The sequence below is a fragment of the Staphylococcus sp. FSL K6-0223 genome, assembly GCF_038008285.1.
Genome location: NZ_JBBOYX010000002.1, coordinates 199,695 through 217,337, shown reverse-complemented (window position 1 = coordinate 217,337; position 17,643 = coordinate 199,695). Strand labels below are relative to the sequence as shown.

At 31.2% G+C, this 17,643-nt stretch carries 19 protein-coding genes; 1 reads left to right on the top strand and 18 read right to left on the bottom strand.

Going from position 1 to position 17,643, the window contains the following annotated elements; all coding sequences use genetic code 11:
* Nucleotides 1-6 precede the first annotated feature (6 nt).
* The 5 genes from dnaK to lepA all read right to left on the bottom strand — a co-directional run bounded on the left by dnaK (nucleotide 7) and on the right by lepA (nucleotide 6,685).
* A complete protein-coding gene (dnaK, locus tag MHI13_RS12070; RefSeq protein ID WP_002436539.1) occupies nucleotides 7-1,836 on the bottom strand; it encodes a molecular chaperone DnaK in 1,830 nt (609 codons plus the stop codon).
* A 55-nt stretch (nucleotides 1,837-1,891) separates the two neighbouring features.
* Nucleotides 1,892-2,527: a nucleotide exchange factor GrpE gene (gene grpE, locus MHI13_RS12065; protein ID WP_002436738.1), complete on the bottom strand. Its 636-nt coding sequence runs from the start codon at nucleotides 2,525-2,527 to the stop codon at nucleotides 1,892-1,894.
* A 28-nt stretch (nucleotides 2,528-2,555) separates the two neighbouring features.
* Complete coding sequence (gene hrcA, locus MHI13_RS12060) at nucleotides 2,556-3,533, bottom strand: heat-inducible transcriptional repressor HrcA (RefSeq protein WP_002436752.1); 978 nt, start codon at nucleotides 3,531-3,533, stop codon at nucleotides 2,556-2,558.
* Between the two features lie 99 nt (nucleotides 3,534-3,632).
* Nucleotides 3,633-4,757 (bottom strand): radical SAM family heme chaperone HemW, encoded by a 1,125-nt coding sequence (gene hemW / locus MHI13_RS12055; RefSeq protein ID WP_002436559.1) that lies wholly within the window; start codon nucleotides 4,755-4,757, stop codon nucleotides 3,633-3,635.
* Nucleotides 4,758-4,861: 104 nt separating this feature from the next.
* Nucleotides 4,862-6,685 carry a translation elongation factor 4 gene (gene lepA / locus MHI13_RS12050; protein WP_002436542.1) on the bottom strand — a complete coding sequence of 608 codons (1,824 nt, stop codon included), beginning with the start codon at nucleotides 6,683-6,685 and terminating at the stop codon, nucleotides 4,862-4,864.
* A 310-nt stretch (nucleotides 6,686-6,995) separates the two neighbouring features.
* Here lepA and rpsT point away from each other — a divergent pair, with 310 nt between their 5' ends.
* On the top strand, nucleotides 6,996-7,247 hold the full coding sequence (rpsT, locus tag MHI13_RS12045) for a 30S ribosomal protein S20 (RefSeq protein ID WP_002436569.1): 252 nt from the start codon (nucleotides 6,996-6,998) through the stop codon (nucleotides 7,245-7,247).
* Between the two features lie 58 nt (nucleotides 7,248-7,305).
* On the opposite strand, the gene holA is transcribed toward rpsT, so the two are convergent.
* The 13 genes from holA to mtnN all read right to left on the bottom strand — a co-directional run bounded on the left by holA (nucleotide 7,306) and on the right by mtnN (nucleotide 17,510).
* Nucleotides 7,306-8,280: a DNA polymerase III subunit delta gene (gene holA, locus MHI13_RS12040; RefSeq protein ID WP_037549295.1), complete on the bottom strand. Its 975-nt coding sequence runs from the start codon at nucleotides 8,278-8,280 to the stop codon at nucleotides 7,306-7,308.
* 45 nt (nucleotides 8,281-8,325) lie between these two features.
* Entirely contained in the window at nucleotides 8,326-10,542 is a 2,217-nt protein-coding gene (locus MHI13_RS12035; protein ID WP_064210120.1) for a DNA internalization-related competence protein ComEC/Rec2, read from the bottom strand.
* Nucleotides 10,543-10,545: 3 nt separating this feature from the next.
* Nucleotides 10,546-11,007, bottom strand: coding sequence for a ComE operon protein 2 (locus MHI13_RS12030; protein WP_002436740.1), 462 nt, complete (start codon nucleotides 11,005-11,007; stop codon nucleotides 10,546-10,548).
* An 81-nt stretch (nucleotides 11,008-11,088) separates the two neighbouring features.
* Nucleotides 11,089-11,769: a helix-hairpin-helix domain-containing protein gene (locus MHI13_RS12025; protein WP_002436571.1), complete on the bottom strand. Its 681-nt coding sequence runs from the start codon at nucleotides 11,767-11,769 to the stop codon at nucleotides 11,089-11,091.
* A 65-nt stretch (nucleotides 11,770-11,834) separates the two neighbouring features.
* Complete coding sequence (locus MHI13_RS12020) at nucleotides 11,835-12,554, bottom strand: class I SAM-dependent DNA methyltransferase (protein ID WP_002436757.1); 720 nt, start codon at nucleotides 12,552-12,554, stop codon at nucleotides 11,835-11,837.
* Nucleotides 12,555-12,557: 3 nt separating this feature from the next.
* The gene (rsfS, locus tag MHI13_RS12015) at nucleotides 12,558-12,911 is read right to left on the bottom strand and encodes a ribosome silencing factor (protein WP_002436550.1); all 354 of its coding nucleotides are present in this window, start codon (nucleotides 12,909-12,911) and stop codon (nucleotides 12,558-12,560) included.
* On the bottom strand, nucleotides 12,912-13,496 hold the full coding sequence (gene yqeK, locus MHI13_RS12010) for a bis(5'-nucleosyl)-tetraphosphatase (symmetrical) YqeK (RefSeq protein WP_002436723.1): 585 nt from the start codon (nucleotides 13,494-13,496) through the stop codon (nucleotides 12,912-12,914). It abuts the gene before it with no gap.
* Complete coding sequence (locus tag MHI13_RS12005; protein ID WP_002436554.1) at nucleotides 13,486-14,058, bottom strand: nicotinate-nucleotide adenylyltransferase; 573 nt, start codon at nucleotides 14,056-14,058, stop codon at nucleotides 13,486-13,488. The genes yqeK and MHI13_RS12005 overlap by 11 nt, the downstream gene beginning before the upstream one ends.
* On the bottom strand, nucleotides 14,058-14,348 hold the full coding sequence (gene yhbY, locus MHI13_RS12000; protein ID WP_002436753.1) for a ribosome assembly RNA-binding protein YhbY: 291 nt from the start codon (nucleotides 14,346-14,348) through the stop codon (nucleotides 14,058-14,060). Before yhbY ends, MHI13_RS12005 begins: the two co-directional genes overlap by 1 nt.
* Complete coding sequence (gene aroE, locus MHI13_RS11995; protein WP_002436759.1) at nucleotides 14,348-15,157, bottom strand: shikimate dehydrogenase; 810 nt, start codon at nucleotides 15,155-15,157, stop codon at nucleotides 14,348-14,350. The genes yhbY and aroE overlap by 1 nt, the downstream gene beginning before the upstream one ends.
* 16 nt (nucleotides 15,158-15,173) lie before the next feature.
* A complete protein-coding gene (gene yqeH, locus MHI13_RS11990) occupies nucleotides 15,174-16,274 on the bottom strand; it encodes a ribosome biogenesis GTPase YqeH (protein WP_002436573.1) in 1,101 nt (366 codons plus the stop codon).
* A 3-nt stretch (nucleotides 16,275-16,277) separates the two neighbouring features.
* Nucleotides 16,278-16,802 (bottom strand): YqeG family HAD IIIA-type phosphatase, encoded by a 525-nt coding sequence (locus tag MHI13_RS11985; RefSeq protein ID WP_002436733.1) that lies wholly within the window; start codon nucleotides 16,800-16,802, stop codon nucleotides 16,278-16,280.
* Between the two features lie 21 nt (nucleotides 16,803-16,823).
* On the bottom strand, nucleotides 16,824-17,510 hold the full coding sequence (gene mtnN, locus MHI13_RS11980) for a 5'-methylthioadenosine/S-adenosylhomocysteine nucleosidase (RefSeq protein ID WP_002436561.1): 687 nt from the start codon (nucleotides 17,508-17,510) through the stop codon (nucleotides 16,824-16,826).
* Between the last annotated feature and the right edge of the window lie 133 nt (nucleotides 17,511-17,643).

Genomic DNA, 17,643 nt, shown 5'->3' with positions numbered 1-17,643 from the left:
CTAGAATTATTTTTTATCTTCGTCATCTTTTACTTCTTTAAAGTCCGCATCTTCTACAGTGCTGTCTTGAGAACCTTGTTCTCCTTGAGCTTGTTGCTGTGCTTGTTGAGCTTGTTCGTATACTTTAGCTGATAAATCTTGAACAACTTTTTCAAGTTCTTCTTTTTTAGATTTGATGTCTTCCATATCTTCACCTTCAAGTGCAGATTTAAGCGCATCTTTTTTCTCTTCAGCATTTTTCTTATCATCTTCACTAATATTGTCGCCTAAATCAGTGATAGTTTTTTCAACTTGGAATACTAAGCTATCAGCTTCGTTACGTAAGTCCACTTCTTCGCGACGTTTTTTATCTGCTTCAGCGTTTTCTTCAGCATCTTTAACCATGCGATCAATTTCTTCATCAGATAATGCTGAGCTTGATTGAATAGTGATATTTTGTTCTTTGTTAGTTCCTAAATCTTTAGCAGTTACATTAACGATACCATTTTTATCAATATCAAATGTTACTTCGATTTGAGGTACACCACGTGGAGCAGGTGGAATATCAGTTAATTGGAAACGACCAAGAGTTTTGTTATCTGAAGCCATTGGACGTTCACCTTGTAACACGTGAATATCAACTGCTGGTTGGTTATCAGCTGCTGTTGAATAAACTTGTGATTTAGATGTTGGAATAGTAGTGTTACGTTCAATTAATGTGTTCATGCGTCCGCCCATGATTTCAATACCTAGTGATAATGGTGTTACGTCTAGTAATACCACATCTTTAACATCACCAGTGATGACACCACCTTGGATCGCAGCACCCATAGCTACTACTTCATCAGGGTTTACACCTTTATGAGGGTCTTTACCTACTTCTTTTTTAACAGCTTCTTGTACTGCTGGAATACGAGTAGAACCACCAACAAGGATAACTTCATCAATATCAGAAGTTGATAACCCAGCATCTTTTAGTGCTTGACGAGTTGGTTCCATTGTTTTTCTAATTAATGAATCTGCTAATTCTTCAAATTTAGAACGAGTTAAGCTAATTTCTAAATGTAATGGACCACTTTCTCCAGCTGAAATAAATGGAAGTGAAATTTGAGTTTGAGATACACCTGATAAGTCTTTTTTAGCTTTTTCAGCAGCATCTTTTAATCTTTGTAGTGCCATTTTATCTTGAGATAAATCTACGCCATTTTCTTTTTTAAATTCTGAAACTAAGTAATCAATAATTACTTGGTCGAAATCGTCACCGCCAAGTTTATTGTCACCTGCAGTAGATAATACTTCAAATACTCCGTCACCTAATTCAAGGATTGACACGTCGAAAGTACCGCCACCTAAGTCAAATACAAGAACTTTTTGATCTTGTTCAGTTTTGTCTAAACCGTAAGCTAAAGCAGCTGCAGTAGGTTCGTTGATAATACGTTCAACTTCTAGTCCAGCGATTTTACCAGCATCTTTAGTAGCTTGACGTTCAGCATCATTGAAGTAAGCTGGAACAGTGATAACTGCTTTATCAACTGTATCTCCTAAATAACTTTCAGCAGTACTTTTTAAGTTTTGTAAAATCATAGCTGAAATCTCTTGTGGAGTGTATGATTTATCTTCAATATCTACTTTGTAGTCTGTACCCATATGACGTTTAATTGATTGAACTGTATTAGGGTTAGTGATTGCTTGACGTTTAGCAACTTCACCTACTTGAGTTTCACCATTTTTAAAAGCAACTACTGAAGGAGTAGTGCGTGCGCCTTCTGGATTTTGAATTACTTTTGGTTCGTCACCTTCTAATACGGCAACGCAAGAGTTTGTTGTACCTAAGTCGATTCCGATTACTTTACTCATAATAAAATTCCTCCAATATCATTTTGTAATTTTATACAATGTTTTTTCAATCAGTTTATTGATTTACTTTTACCATTGATGGTCTCAAGACGCGATCTTTTAGTTTGTAACCTTTTTGAAGTTCTTGAGTGATTTCCCCCGATTTAAAATCAGGATTATCATCTTGAACCACCGCTTGATGAAGATTAGGGTCAAATTCTTGACCTTCAGCTTCAATTTCTTCAAGACCATTATCTTTTAAAGCTCTAAGTAAACTTTCATGAACCATTTGGACACCTTTTTGTAGTGATTTAAATGATTCATCATCACCTTCAATTTGTAATGCACGTTCAATATTATCTATTGACGGAAGGATGTCAGTTAAAACACCTTGAGCTTGATAAGTTTTGTTAATTTGATTTTCATTTTGAATTCGACGCTTATAATTTTCAAATTCAGCGTACAATCTTAAATATTTCTCTTCATTATCATTTGCTAGCTTTTCTAATTCTTGAATTTTCTCATCTTTAGGATCTACATCCTCAGCTTGAACTTCTTCCTGAGAATCTTCTTGCAAATGATCTTCATTTACTTCACTATTGTCAGTATTTCCAGCTGAGTCTTGAGAATTATCAACCTTTTGAGTTTCTACATTCTCTTCTGAATTAACTTCTTCCTCAGTGTTATTCACTGATTGATCTTTTTCTGTCATTTTCTGACCTCCAATACAATTCTAATTACTACCATATTTGGTTAAGTAATTGAATTACATTTTGATAATGCATCGCAGTTGGTCCTATGACCGCAATTTGTCCTTTAAGTGATTCATCAACATGATACTGACTAGTAACTATGGAGATATCACTTAAGCTCTCATCAATTTCCTTTCCTATTCGAACATTGATTTGAGAAGTAGAAATATCATCTAAAAGTTCAGTTATTCTATTTGATTCAATGTACTGCAATATAGGTTGAATCGATGATACGTTAGTTTCGTTTAACGCATCAATAAGTTTAACCTTTCCACCCATGTAAATGCTATTACTTTGATTATTAATATGAATATTAATTAATTCAATCATCTCATTTACTAACTCTTGTTCATCACTAGAATTAACAAAACTTTTAATCTCGTGTTGCATATCTTGGTTATGTTTATTGAAATAAACAGTTAAAAAGTTAGCTATTCTGTTTAGATTGAGATGATTAAGTTGTATTTGAGTTACAACATGAATATTTTCGACATGTCCGGATGAAAAGACCATAACTAATATAACCAAATGACTATTGGCTTGAATCAAATGAATATTATTAATAATATCTTGATTGTGATTTGGACGTACAACCAACGTTGCATATTGAGATTTCATAGATAGTTCATTAGCAAAGTATGTCAATGCTGTAGAAATATCATAGTGATTCTCAATCAATAATTGATTTAAACGTTGAATTTTGTTTTGATTTTGATGAGATGTTTGTTCTAATAAACGATTGACATAGTATCTAAAACCTAATTCTGAGGGAGTCCTGCCAGATGAAGTATGCGTCTTCTCAATGAAGTTCATATCTTCAAGCTGTTTCATTTCATTTCTAATAGTTGCTGGGCTTACCTCTAAATTATGTCGGTGAATTAATGTTTTAGAACCAATCGGTTGTCCAAAATCAACATAATCTTCAACAATTGCATTAAGAATGCTTAATTGTCTTTCTGTAATCATGTTTTCACCTCATTAGCACTCTTTTCTCTCAAGTGCTAATTATAATTTATCAAAAAGGTCAAAGTAAGTCAATGTTAAAGCATTAAAATATCAAATTTTTTATACGTTGAGTAAAAAAGCCTCGAAAACCTCATTCCCAATGACTTTACCACGTTCAGTTAATGATATATAACCGCATTTATTTTCTAATAAATTTCGACTTATTAAATCCGTAATTGTTTGACCAAATACTTCTTCAATATTTATACCAAATTTTCTCTTAAATCTTGATATGCTAACACCTTGGTTCATTCTTAAGCCAAGAAACATCTCCTCTTCCATTCTCTCTTCAAAAGTTGGGGTGTTCTTTGTAAGTATAGGTTCTTCATTGTTATAAATAGCTTTAATATAATGATTAACTGGATTGAGATTGGTATATCTTACACCATCCACATAACCACTTGCTCCTGCACCAAAACCATAATATTCTTCATTAAGCCAATAGACTTTGTTATGAGTTGATTCGTGACCTTTTTTCCCGAAATTAGAAATCTCATACTGATTTAAATTAGAATCCTCTAATCGTTTCATCAAATATTGGTACATATCTGCCCCTAAATCCTCATTAGGAAGCTTTAAATGTCCTTTTCTATACATGTTGTAAAATTGAGTTTTTGGTTCAAGAATAAGACCATAGCTCGAAATATGATCAATATCCATTTCTAAAGCTAATTCTAAACTTTGTTTAAAATCTTCTAATGATTGCTGTGGTAAATGATACATTAAATCAAGGCTAATTGAATTAATACCTGCCTTGCGAGCGTTGTTTACAGCGCTATAGATATCATTAGTTTTATGAGTTCGTCCAAGAATTTCTAACAACTCCGGCTTAAACGTTTGTACTCCCATCGAAATTCTATTAACACCATATTTTTTTAAAAGTGCTACTTTCTCATAAGTTAATTCATCGGGATTAGCTTCAAATGAATATTCTCCATGAATAGTAAACGTGTTATTAATAGCTTTTAGTAGTTTTTCAAGTTGTACAATATTCAATGCAGTGGGTGTCCCTCCGCCAACATACATTGTCTCAAGCTTTCTATTATTTTCAACTTGCATTTCTTTAATGAGCGCATCTAAATATTCATCTACTGGCTGCTTATCTATAAAATACTTATTAAAATCACAATAAGTACAGATTCTTACACAAAATGGTATATGTATATAAGCACTTTTAACTGTCAAAAAATCCCCCCCAATTCACTAACGTAAAAAGAGCGGAAGTGAAATCAATTTCTTTATACAACGATTTCAACATCCCGCTTCAATGTTATTTAAATTATTATAAACTATTCATCTTCCATTTTAAGCACAGCTAGGAAAGCATCTTGAGGAATTTCAACATTTCCTACAGCTTTCATTTTTGCTTTACCTGCTTTTTGTTTTTCTAAAAGCTTACGTTTACGACTAATATCGCCACCATAACATTTAGATAAAACATTTTTACCCATAGATTTAATATTTGTACGGGCTATAATTTTTTGACCTATAGCTGCTTGAACAGGTACTTCGAACTGTTGTCTAGGTATAAGTGTTTTTAATTTTTCAACAAGTGCTTTACCTCTTTCATATGCAAAGTCTCTATGGACGATGAAACTTAAGGCATCCACTTTATCTCCATTAAGTAAGATATCCATTTTAACTAGATTACTTTCTTTATTTTCAATGAATTCATAATCAAATGAAGCATAACCTTTAGTATTAGACTTTAGTTGGTCAAAGAAGTCAAACACAACTTCAGATAATGGAATTTCATAAACAATATTTACTCTTATATCATCTAAATAATCCATATTTACAAATTGACCTCGCTTACGTTGGCATAGTTCCATCACTGCACCAACATAATCATTAGGTACCATCATTGTAGCTCTTACAAATGGTTCATAGATATGTTCTATTTTGTCTCTTTCTGGCATCTGAGCTGGATTGTCAACAGTAACTTCAGTTCCATCCTTTAAAATACATTCGTATATTACTGAAGGAGCCGTTGCAATTAATTCAATACCGAACTCTCTCTCAATTCTTTCTTGAATAATTTCCATATGCAACATGCCTAAGAAACCAGTTCTATATCCGAACCCTAACGCTTGTGAAGACTCAGGCTCAAAATCGAGTGAAGCATCATTGAGTTGTAATTTTTCTAACGCTTCACGTAAATCATTGTAATCTTTATTGTCTATTGGGAATAGACCACAATAAACCATTGGATTCATTTTTTTATAACCTTTGAGTGGCTTATCTGCAGGACGATTAGCTAATGTGATAGTATCACCTACACGTGAATCATCTACATTTTTAATACTTGCAATGATATATCCTACGTCTCCTACTGTTAATTCTTCAACAGGAAGCTGTTTAGGTGTATTAATGCCTACTTCTGTCACTTCAAATTCTTTACCTGTAGCCATCATTTTAATCTTATCCCCGGCTTTAACTACACCATCAATGATTCTAATAGATGAGATAACGCCTCTATAAGGATCATACTCTGAATCAAATATTAGAGCTTTTAAAGGTGCATCAGGATCTCCATCAGGAGCTGGTACAACTTCCACTATTTTTTCTAAAATTTCTTCTATACCGATATTTGATTTGGCACTAGCAAGTACTACATCATCTTGGTCTAAACCAATAACATCCTCTAATTCTTGTTTAACTCTTTCAGGTTCAGCTGCAGGTAAATCAATTTTGTTAACAACTGGTAATAACTCTAAGTCATTATCAAGAGCTAAATATACATTTGCTAAAGTTTGAGCTTCAATACCTTGAGCGGCATCTACAACTAAAATCGCGCCTTCACATGCAGCTAATGAACGCGACACTTCATATGTAAAGTCGACATGTCCTGGTGTATCTATAAGATGGAAAGTATATGTTTGACCATCTTTAGCATCATATTTCAAACGAACAGCATTTAACTTTATAGTAATACCGCGTTCTCTTTCAAGGTCCATGGAATCAAGTAGTTGATCTTGCATTTCACGTGTTTCAACTGATTTTGTATTTTCAAGGATTCTATCCGCTAACGTTGATTTCCCATGATCTATGTGTGCAATGATAGAGAAATTTCTGATATTTTCTCTTCTATTATAGCGTTCTTGCTTATCCATCTTATCCTTCTCACTTTCATAATATTAACCCGATATATGTATACATCTTTGATATGATAACGTTTTTAGAGGGTAATTGCAAACACTCTATCAAAGAGGTTAAGTTTTCATTTTCTATCGATTCTTATTTACCCTAACAATTTTAATTATATAGAGTTAAAACACACTTTCCAATAGTTAAAGTTACTAAACATGATTAATATTACGCATAAATAAATGATTGCACAAAGGTAAGACATTTGATAAAATATTTCTTGTTGTAATCAAATAAATTTTGATAAGTTAAGCTCATTTTTAGGAGGTGACAGAAATGCCAAACATTAAATCTGCAGTTAAACGTGTTAGAACAACTGAAACAGCTGAAGCACGTAATATCTCTAAAAAGAATGCAATGCGTACAGCAGTTAAACGCGCTAAAACAGCTATCTCTACTGATGCTGAAAACAAAAATGAATTATTAAGTTTTGCAATTAAACAAGTTGATAAAGCTGCGCAAAGCAACTTAATTCACTCAAACAAAGCTGATCGTATTAAATCTCAACTTATGACAGCTAACAAATAATTCAGTTTATTAAAAAAGATCAAGCATAGTGCTTGATCTTTTTTGTTTAATCATTAATCTATAAAGATAAAATTAATAATTCTAAAATTAACTGTTTGTCCATATAAGAAGATTTTAATTTATAATCGGTTTCTGCACATGAATCAATAATGTTTAATAAATCATTTAATTGATAGTATCGTGCTTGGTTTAGAGCAAGTTTCACTCTATACGGATGCGCACTAACTGTCTTCGCAATCTGCTGGCCACTGTACCCTTTTTGTTCTAAAATCTTAGATTGATAATATAATCTATAATTACTAGTTATTAAAGCTAAAAGTTTTATAGGTTCCTCTTTCATAGTAATTAAGTCATTCAATAATTGTATAGCCTTATCTTTTTTTCCTTTTTGAATATATTCAGTTAAAAGAAAAACGTTTTGCTCTAAGCTTCTATTTATAATTTGATTAACATCATCTTTATTAACTGTAGGTCTATCTCCTATATACAGCATAAGTTTCGAAAGCTCCTGTGAAACAATGTTGAAATTAATTCCTGTTAGTTCAATAAATAGATTTAAAGCATCTTGTTTAATATCTTTATAATTTTCGTGTAATTTATTTTGAATCCATTTTTTTATTTCTTCTTCAGACATTTGTTCAACTTTTTTGAGTTGCGCATTTTTTTTAAGTGATTTTGTTAATTTTTTACGTTCATCTAACTTATTTTGATAAACCTCAAAAAGAATCAGATTATCCCCGTCATATTTTTCTATAAATTCCATTAACTGCTCTGGATTATGATTGAGTTCCTTTGCACCTTTTTCACCTGTAAATATGTATGCATTTTTTACTACAATTGCTTTTTTATCAGAAAAAAAAGGCATAGTTAATGTTTCTTCAATGATGGGCGTTAGATCATTTTCATACATATTAAATTTAACGTAGTTAAAATCATCTTTTTCTTGTCCGAGATAATTATTTACTATTTCTGAACTTTTCTTCTCAACAAGTTCAGGTACTTCGCCATAGATAGTTACGATATTGTCGCTCATAAGTGCATCCTTCCTCTATATCTCATACTTTTAAATTATATCATTTTATTGAGTGACTTCTCTAGCGATAGTTTTTAGATGATCTTTAACATTCATCACATTTAAATGGTGTTTATCTATATTAATCGTCATTTCACCGTTTTGTTGCGTGTCATACACTAAGCTTCCATATCTCTTTAAACGTTCAATAACTTCGTCATTAGGTAATTTATATTTATTATGTTTTCCACTTGAAATCAAACTTAACCTTGGTTGAATTTTCTTAATAAATTCTTCAGAGCTACTTGTTCGACTACCATGATGTCCTACTTTTAAAATATCTATTGTAGGCAAATGATATTTCTTCAATAAAATATCCTCATTGTTTTTAGTGGCATCACCCATAAGTAAAATATTTCTATTGTTATATTTTATTAATGTAATGATTGAATACTCATTTTTATCGGAACTTGAGGATATAAATGTATCGTAAATTTCTAATTCAGTATCATCAATCTTTATTTGAGGTATATTTTTAGCTTCAATTATATTTATCCTTTTTTTCTTGCATTCTTTGTGAACTTGATTTAATAAATGCTTAGGAAAACCATCACTGTTTAATATTAAATTTTTAATTTTAACATGGTCTATGATATAAGGAAGTTCCCCCATATGATCCGCATGTGGATGAGTAATAATTAAATAATCAATCGTAGTAATTCCTCTTCGCTTCAAACTTGGGAGAATTTTGTATTTAGCAATATTATGATGTTTAAATTCAAAGTTTTCTTCTCCTTTCCCTCCAGTATCTATTAATACAGTTTTATTTGTATTACTTTTGAAAAGTATGCTATCCCCCTGGCCTACATCAAAAATTGTTAACTCTGCGTTTGAAGGTTTACTCAATGTAGATATTATTACTAAGGTAATTAAAAAGTATATTAGGGATTTAAAAATCTTTTTGTACGCTAATAAATAATAAGCAATCAATATATTTATTAACAATATTAGTAGATAAATTTCGCTTAAAGAAGGTATAAACCACTTATAATTATTAAATTTCAAAAAGAAGTGGAGTAATAAATCATGTATTTCATAAATTTTATTCATGTAAACATTTAGAATTTCAAAATTTGATACAATGTGAGTCATAATAAAAAAGAAAATTATTGAAGGAAAAAGTATGAAACTGTAGAAAGGCACAAAAACTAAATTCGAGAGGAAACCAATCCATTGAAATTGATTAAAATGATATGTACTTATAATAATAGAACTATATTGAGCTATACATGTAATGGCTAATATGCTTTGAAATGAAGTTAACTTTTTTAAATAAGGTTGTGATAGTAAAATAAAAAAGCAAATTAAGAAAGAAAATTGAAAACCTATATTATATACATAACCTGGATTGCTTATAAACATCATAATAAATATGATAGAAAGCAAATCAATAGAAGATTTTCTGAATCTTTTAGGAAGGATTAAAACTAATATTGCGATTGAAATTGCTCTTACTGCGCTGGGAACAAAGTCAGTATAAACAGCATATAGTACTAATACACTAATAATCATTGTTTTAATAATGACAAGCGGCGTGTTAAATCTCACTAAAAGTTGATGAATGAGAAGTATAATTGCTGCTACATGAGTCCCACTCACTGCTAGTAAATGATATATACCTATATCCTTCACTTTATCTCTATAATCAGCATTGATTAATAACGGATTACCTGTAATCAGTGCTAAAATTCGATTGGGATAATTTACACCTGAATGTTGAATCTTATCGATTATATAGTCTTGATGGAGATAAATGAATTTAAACCTATCATTAAAAGTACAAGAAGTTGTGTGAATTTCATTCAGTGTAATTGATGGAGGAACTTTATCAAACTTGAATTCCCCATTTATACTACAAGTGTGATGTTTGAGGGAGGTAATGTTTGTCTTATTATTGTTATTATAAAAGAAATTATAATTTTTACCTTTATAAACTAATATTCCAGTAATAAAATTATTTTGAACTTTAAGTGTTTTAAATTTTACGTAATCATTAACTTTTGGATTATACATTAGTATGCGTTGTTCATGGTCAACACGTTGGTTATATGTTTGAGTAATATAATTTGAAAAGAAAGGACACACAACAATAAGTAAGATTATTGGAAGTTTAAGTTTTTTGATGAAGATTAATAAGATTAAAAGGAAAAATAAAGAGATAGAGATAACTTTGAAATTCATCCAAAGTATCCCTACTAAAAATGATAGTGCTATGTATATCATTGATTACCCCTGTGTTAGATATTGAGCTACATATTCCGGTGTAAATGGAATTTTTTTATATTCAATACCAGATTGATTTAGTAACTTAATCGCATAATTATGATTGTGGTAATCTTCAGCATAATAAATTGTTTTAATCCCTGCTTGAATAATAGATTTAGTACAATTTAAACAAGGGAAATGTGTAACATATATTGTCGCTCCCTCTGTTGAAACGCCTTGTTTAGCACACTGAAGTAATGCATTCATTTCTGCATGAATTGTTCTGATACAATGTCCATCTTCTATTAGGCAACCTTCATCTATGCAGTGAACTTCACCGGCGACTGAACCATTGTAGCCTCCTGCTATAATTCGATTATCTTTAACAATAGTAGCTCCTACAGATAGTCTCTGACATGTTGATCTCAAAGCAAGTAAATGACTTTGAGCCATAAAATATTCTTCCCATTTAATTCGTTCCATGTAAAGGTGCCTCCTTATCTTGAATAACAATTAACATTTATAGCTTAATCATTTATAATTATAAATGCAATCATTGACCAGTTAAACAACAAGATGTTCTTTAAGTTTCTCAAATGTTTTTTCGCCAAATCCTTTAATTTTTTTCAAATCTTCTATATTCTTGAACCCTCCATTTTGCTCTCTATAATTAATTATTTCTCTTGCTTTAGAAGGCCCGACGCCTGGAATGCTTTTTAAATCCGTTTCAGTGGCATTATTCAAATTAATTTGTTTATTTCCCTCGTTTTGATTGATATTATTATTTGAAATATTATTTACCGTATTATATTGACTGTGTTCTCCCTTTTTGGGAACATAAATTAGCTTTTGATCTATTAACCTTTCAGATAAATTTATTTGTGATAAGTCTGCATCTTTATAGGGTTTAGCTTTATTAATTGCATCTATGACTCTTTCAGTGTTTGTCATCTGATAAACATTTGGATGTTCTACTGCGCCTTTAATATCTATAAAAATTTTTTCATTGTTGTTTCCTCTTTGAGATTGCCTTTCTTTTTCATTATTATCTTTGTTAGTTGAACTATATCTCTTGGAATTAATCTGTTTGCTATTAATCTCTTTGTTAAATTCATCCTCTTTGCTATTGTCTTCATAATGATTAAATAGACTTAAAACTACCATTGCTAAAACTACTAGACCTATAATTAAATAAATTTTCCATTTAATAATAAATTCAATATACTTATTTCCTTTGTTAAACAAAAAAATCACCCCTTCACACTTAATAACGTATGAACGAGTGATTTTACTTCTATTTATTTCATAATCTATTTTTTTACAACGAAAAATAATCGATCAGCATCTTCTTCTTTTTGATTAAAATCAAAATCGGTGAAAGTTTTAACTTCTTTAAAACCAGCCTCATTGAGTAACCGTTTATAAACATCTTCTTCATATGTGCGTTGATAATGGGATTCGTCAAAGCGTCGATAACTTCCATTATTATTTTGAATGAAAAAAGTCATTTCATGATAAACACTTAATGGTTCATTACCTTGAATTGCTTCCCAACCTAAGAAAACATTTTCGGTTTCATCAATATAACTTTGATTATTAAATAAAGTATTCATCTTATGTACAGTATGCACATCAAATAGAAATACTCCATCATCGGTTAAATGCTGGTAAACTTTATTAAAGGTTTCTTTAACTTCTTTACTTGAAGATAAATAATTCAGTGAATCACAAAATATTGTAATGATATTGAATTTTTGGTTCAACTCAAAACTTGTCATATCTCCTTCTAACCATCTAACCTCACTAGATTTCTGATTAGCGATAGTTAACATATCAACACTTAAATCCATTCCAATAACGTTGCCTAATGGAACCAACATATGCGTTAAATTTCCTGTACCGCAACCTAAATCTAGAATGTCATTAGATTCTCTCTTTGAAAAGGTTTGAACTATATTGAACCAAGCATCATATGGTTGGTCTTGAGTAAGCTGGTCATAGACCAAACTCATATCTTCGTATTGACTCATCTTTTAATAAGCAACCTGACCATATGACTCATACGGAGCATCTTGATATAATTTCTCGATATTATAATAATTTCGCTCATCCTTATGGAAAATATGAACCACAACATTAGCTAAATCAATTAATACCCATCTTGCGTCGTTATAACCTTCCATACGTTTAACATCAATACCTTGCTCATGAACAGCTTCTTTAACAGCTCTTGCAATGGATTGTACTTGTCGCTCATTGTTACCATGACACACAACAAAGTAATCAGTCATATCGCTGATACCTTGCATATTAAGAGAAATTACATCTTCTGCTTTTTTGTTTTCTGTCGCTTCGACAGCAATATTTAATAATTCTTCTGAACTCATTTAATCATCCTTTATTCTTTCGTCACTATAATTATAATAATTCAAGCATGCAATCGTAGCGCCATATACCGTAATGTCTTTACCGATTAAAAATAAAACTGTTCGCTTAGAAATTTCATAAATTGTTTTATCTAAGCTACCTTGATTGTATGCCATATCTCTAATTTCTTCAACTCCTGGGGTTTTTCTACCAGGTTCAATATAATCAGCAATAAAAATTAGCTTTTCTGTTTTAGTCATTTGCTGACGCCCAGTTGTATGATATTTTATAGCTAGTAAAACCTCTTCATCCTCAATGTGATAATCATGTTCCATGATTGCAGCGCAAACAGGTCCATGTAAGATTTCACTTCCATAACTAAGTAAGTCACTCTCTAATTCACATTGTCTAACAATCTGGTACATTGAACTTAAATCATCATATTTACAATAGTCATGTAAAACACCAGCTAATTCTGCTTTATCTTTATCTCCATCATATATTTCTGCTAATTTTACAGCTGTCTCAGCAACTCTAAGCGAGTGATTATAACGCTTCTCGGGCAATTTTTCTTTCACTAGCTTTTTAGCTTCACTAATTTCCATAAAGTCCTTCCTCCTCAATATAGTCCTCCACTTTATTAGGGACGAGTGCTTGTATAGATTTATGATTTTTAACACGGTCTCGAATCATTGTTGAACTAATATCAATACGAGGTATTTTAACCGATATCATACCAGTTTCCACACTTTGATAATCTGACTCACGATTAACTATAACGAAGGTGATCAACTTTTTTAATTCGTCAATTTTAAACCACTTATCAAGTTGCTCATATTGATCAGTTCCTATTACAAAATAAAATTCATCTTTAGGATTGTTACGCTTTATTTCAGACAACGTGTCATAAGTATAGCTTTGTCCTTTTCTATCTAATTCACTAGTACAAATTTTTCCAAAACCTAATTCCTCAATGACAAATTCAATCATCTTCATACGATAAGAAGCATCTAGGAAATCTTGATGTTCTTTCAACGGAGCCATGTAACTAGGTAAGAAATAAAATTCATCAGGTTGTAATGCATGGAACACCTCGCTAGCTACCACCATATGAGCGGTATGAATCGGGTTAAATTGACCGCCGTATAATACAATCTTTTTAGACATTAGGGTAAAACGATGTCTTTATTTTCTTGAGATTCTTTATAAAGTACAATCATTGACCCGATTACTTGTACTAATTCACTTTTAGTTGCTTGACTAAGTTCATTAGCTAATTCATTTTTATCATCAAAATTATTTTGTAATACATGTATTTTAATGAGTTCTCTTTTCTCTAACGTTTCATCAATTTGAGAAATCATATTTTCGTTAATTCCACCTTTACCTATTTGGAAAGTTGGATCAGTATTATGAGCTAAACTACGTAAGTATCTCTTTTGTTTTCCAGTTAACATTATAAATCTCCTTTTAATTTATCTAATACAGTATTTTTCATGATTTGAATATTAGGTTGTTCTCCTGTCCAAATTTTAAAGCTTTCAGCACCTTGATACACAAACATATCTAAACCATTATAAATGGGGTTACCTTTACTTTCAGCTTCTAATAAGATTGGTGTCTTATAAGGAATGTACACTATATCACTTACTAACGTATGAGGAGATAAATTTCTTAGATTTATCACACTATCATTGTTTTTATCCATCCCAGCAGGTGTTGTATTAATAACGATATCAAATTCATCCAAATACTTCTCAGCGTCATTTAGAGAAATAGCATTAATATCTAAATTCCAATCTTCAAATCTTGACATTGTACGATTAGCAATCGTTAATTTAGGTTCAACAAATTTAGTTAATTCGTTAGCAATTCCTTTACTTGCACCACCAGCACCTAATATGAGTATATAAGCATTCTTTAAATCATCATAAATTTGCTTTAAGCCAGTTACATAACCTATACCATCTGTATTATAGCCTATCCACTTACCATCTCTAATTAAAACAGTATTTACCGCACCAACTGTTTTAGATTGCTCATCTACCTCGTCTAGATAAGGTATTATCCGCTCTTTATGAGGGATAGTGACGTTAAATCCACTAAGTTTCTTTTCAGTAATGATGTCTCTAAGTAAGTGGAATTCGTCAATAGGAATGTCTAGTGGTTCATAGGTGTAATTTAAACTTAAATTTGAAAAGTTAGCACTATGCATTATAGGTGATAAAGAATGAGAAATCGGATGGCCAATTACTGCAAATTTCATTCTCAACCACTCCCTTTTATAAAATAGAATTTCTTAAAATGACGTCTACATTTTTGGGTACACGCACGATCACTTTTGCACCTTCGTCAATTGTGATAAACCCTAAGCCTGATATCATTACATCACGTTTAGCTTTACCAGTTTCTAATCTAACAGCTTTTACGTCATTTAAATCAAATTGACTTGCGTCATGTGGTGGTGTTAAAAGTGAACCCAATTGATTTTTCCATAATTCATTAGCTTTTTCAGTTTTTGTTCTATGGATATTTAAATCATTGGAGAAGAAACATACTAATGATCTTTTACCTCCAGATACATAATCAATTCTAGCTAAACCACCAAAAAATAATGTTTGTTCTTCATTTAGTTGATATACGCGTTGTTTTATTTCCTTTTTAGGCATAATAGTTTTTAATTCTTTATCAGAGACATAGTTTGTCATTTGATGCTCTTGTATAATACCAGGTGTATCATACATAAACGTAGTTTCATCAAGCGGAATATCAATCATGTCCAAAGTAGTACCTGGAAATCTTGAAGTAGTTACTACATCTTTTTCACCAACACTAATTTCAATTAATTTATTAATAAAAGTAGATTTCCCTACATTAGTCGTACCTACGACATAAACGTCCTCATTATTTCTTACTTGATTAATTGACTGCATCAACTCTTCAATGCCCCAACCTTTATCAGCTGAAATAAGTACAACATCATCGGCTTCTAAGCCGTATTTTCTAGCAGTTTTCTTTAACCACTCTTTTACACGACGCTGATTGATTTGTTTAGGTAGTAGATCAAGTTTGTTTGCAGCTAAAATGATTTTTTTATTACCTACAATACGCTTAATTGCATTAATAAATGAACCTTCAAAGTCAAAAACATCCACAACATTAACTACAATACCAGATTTATTAGAAAGACCAGTTAATAAATTTAAGAAATCCTCACTGTCCATCCCAACATCTTGAACTTCATTATAATTTTTTAATCTAAAACATCTTTGACATATAACATCTTCACGGAACATATTATGTTCAGGTACATAGCCTGGAGCATTTTTATCTTCTGATTGTAGTGGAGCGCCACAACCAATACATTTTAGTAATTCACTCAAACACTATTCCTCCCATTTGATATAACCTTTTTTTCTAAAATGATTTAATAAGCGTCTTTCAATTAGACGATTAAATTTAGTCACAAAGCCATCAGTTCTTTTAACTGGAACGACCATAATAGTATATAGTCCATTGCGATTACCACCGAAAACATCTGTAAGCATTTGATCTCCAATAACAACAGTTTCTTTAGCTTGTATATTCATTTGCTTAATAGCTTTTATAAAAGCTTTACCCATTGGTTTACGTGCTTTGAATATAAAATCTACTTCTAAATCTTTAGAAAAACTAGATACACGTTCTTCATTATTGTTCGACACAATTGTAATTGTAATACCAAGCTCACGCGCTTTAGAGAACCACTCTTTAATTCTCTCGGTAGGCTCTTTAACGTCCCAACCAACAAGGGTGTTATCTAGGTCTGTAATGATTCCTTTAACTCCCATACTCGCTAATTTTTCTATATCTATATCGAATACAGATTGTACGTATGCATTTGGCATAAATAAATTTTTAATAATACCCATTTTATAAATTCACCTTTACTTTTATAATGATTTAACTAACAATTCAACTGTCTCACTAGAAGAAATCGCAGCTTGACCTAAAAATTCTTCAAATGAAATATCTGCTTCTCCATTAGCTAAATCTGAAACTGCTCTCGTCACAATAAATGGAACGTTAAATTGGAAACATGTTTGTGCAATAGCTGTCGCTTCCATTTCTACTGCCATTGCATCTGGAAATTGTGATTTAATTTTATTTCGTTGTTGAGCACTACCAATAAAACTATCGCCACTAGCAATCATGCCAACTTTACCATTTAGCTGTTGCTGTTTTAATATATCAATTGTTTTTTCTAATAATTTTTCACCAGACTCATAACGCTCTGGCATTTGCGGGATTTGACCATAAGCATAACCAAATGCTGTTGCATCTGCATCATGATAAATGACTTCATTACTAACTAATACGTCACCCACTTTTAAACTCTCATCAAGAGCGCCAGCAGAACCTGTATTAATTACTATATCTGGATTGAATTTTTCAATTAATAAAGTCGTAGATATAGTAGCATTCACTTTACCTATTCCACTTTGAGTTAAAACAATGTCTTTATTATTAAGAGTACCAGTATAGAATTTTACGTGTGCCACACTAATTTCACTTAAGTCGACAATTTTATCTTTGAGTATACCTACTTCTTCTTCCATAGCTCCAATTATGCCTATCATTTCTATTTACACCTCATTTAAAAAGTCCTAGCACTACGTATTTTATCACATTTTAAAATTCATCACGATAGGATAAGTTAATTATCAATAGGGAGTTAAATAATTAAATTTTTAAGACTTTTTAATAAAAAAA

Coding starts and splice junctions, on each gene's coding strand:
- dnaK (WP_002436539.1), bottom strand. CDS start 1,836: ATGAGTAAAGTAATCGGAATCGACTTAGGTACAACAAACTCTTGCGTT.
- grpE (WP_002436738.1), bottom strand. CDS start 2,527: ATGACAGAAAAAGATCAATCAGTGAATAACACTGAGGAAGAAGTTAAT.
- hrcA (WP_002436752.1), bottom strand. CDS start 3,533: ATGATTACAGAAAGACAATTAAGCATTCTTAATGCAATTGTTGAAGAT.
- lepA (WP_002436542.1), bottom strand. CDS start 6,685: ATGGATAAGCAAGAACGCTATAATAGAAGAGAAAATATCAGAAATTTC.
- rpsT (WP_002436569.1), top strand. CDS start 6,996: ATGCCAAACATTAAATCTGCAGTTAAACGTGTTAGAACAACTGAAACA.
- holA (WP_037549295.1), bottom strand. CDS start 8,280: ATGAGCGACAATATCGTAACTATCTATGGCGAAGTACCTGAACTTGTT.
- MHI13_RS12035 (WP_064210120.1), bottom strand. CDS start 10,542: ATGATATACATAGCACTATCATTTTTAGTAGGGATACTTTGGATGAAT.
- MHI13_RS12030 (WP_002436740.1), bottom strand. CDS start 11,007: ATGGAACGAATTAAATGGGAAGAATATTTTATGGCTCAAAGTCATTTA.
- MHI13_RS12020 (WP_002436757.1), bottom strand. CDS start 12,554: ATGAGTCAATACGAAGATATGAGTTTGGTCTATGACCAGCTTACTCAA.
- rsfS (WP_002436550.1), bottom strand. CDS start 12,911: ATGAGTTCAGAAGAATTATTAAATATTGCTGTCGAAGCGACAGAAAAC.
- yqeK (WP_002436723.1), bottom strand. CDS start 13,496: ATGGAAATTAGTGAAGCTAAAAAGCTAGTGAAAGAAAAATTGCCCGAG.
- MHI13_RS12005 (WP_002436554.1), bottom strand. CDS start 14,058: ATGTCTAAAAAGATTGTATTATACGGCGGTCAATTTAACCCGATTCAT.
- yhbY (WP_002436753.1), bottom strand. CDS start 14,348: ATGTTAACTGGAAAACAAAAGAGATACTTACGTAGTTTAGCTCATAAT.
- aroE (WP_002436759.1), bottom strand. CDS start 15,157: ATGAAATTTGCAGTAATTGGCCATCCGATTTCTCATTCTTTATCACCT.
- MHI13_RS11985 (WP_002436733.1), bottom strand. CDS start 16,802: ATGGGTATTATTAAAAATTTATTTATGCCAAATGCATACGTACAATCT.
- mtnN (WP_002436561.1), bottom strand. CDS start 17,510: ATGATAGGCATAATTGGAGCTATGGAAGAAGAAGTAGGTATACTCAAA.